The 911-nt window shown below is 34.4% G+C and carries 1 protein-coding gene; it reads left to right on the top strand.

The features are described from left to right. Positions 1 to 133 precede the first annotated feature (133 nt). A partial coding sequence (locus E1140_RS00165; protein ID WP_155177942.1) for a glycoside hydrolase family 88 protein occupies positions 134 to 911 on the top strand: 778 nt, incomplete at its 3' end.

Raw genomic sequence — 911 nt, 5'->3', positions numbered from 1 at the left:
TTCCTATTTATTTTCAGTTATCTGTTTTTTTCCATGTCAGAGTCAACACTTGCCGTAAACAAAGGAATTGTGTTCTTTTCAATTTTTCTCAGTTTCTTTTCATATCTGCCTTACAAAACAAGCGATTACTTTAATGCAGCCAAAAATAACTGAAAGTTTTATTCGCCTGAAGAAGGTTTTAGAATCTATTCCTATTGAAGAAAGATTTAAAGGACATGATCCTTTTGATGGGTTGAATAGCCCAATTATAAAAAAATCAATTTTAGGTAAAAATAGACTTATCAGATTGGCCTGGGTTCAGCTATTCAAACGAAATCCTATTAATCTTAGAAAGATGGTGGGAATTAAAAAGCAAGAAAACCCACAAGCTTTGGCCATTTTTTTATCTGCTTATTGTCGGCTTTATAATGCAGAGGAAAAGGAAGAATATATTAAGACCATTAATTATCTAGCCGATCGAATAATTACATTAAAACAAGATCAATGGTCAGGAGCGTGTTGGAGCTACCCATTTGCCTGGCAGGCACGTGCATTTTATCAGCCCGAAAACACCCCTTTAATAATACCAACGGCCTATTGTTTTAATGCCCTTATAGATGCTTATGAGATAACTCAAATTGAAGAGTATAAAACAATTGCCTTAACTACAGCTGATTTTGTTTTAAACGACCTTAATAGGAACGGTGATAGCAAAAATTTTGCTTTTTCATATTCACCAGAAGACAACTCAGTTGTTTACAATGCCAGCTTAATGGCAAGTCAAGTATTAGCCAGATGCTTTAAATATACTTTGAATACAAGTTATAAAGATGCTGCGCTATCTTCAGTTCAGTTTTGTGTCAACGCACAAAACCCTGATGGGTCTTGGACATATGGCCAAAAATCATTCCATCAATGGATAGATAATTTTC

It is taken from the genome of Fulvivirga lutimaris, assembly GCF_009711525.1.
Classification (GTDB): Bacteria; Bacteroidota; Bacteroidia; order Cytophagales; family Cyclobacteriaceae; genus Fulvivirga; species Fulvivirga lutimaris.
The sequence above is the reverse complement of the archived record's forward strand: the minus strand, read 5'-3'. Positions and strand labels throughout refer to the sequence as shown.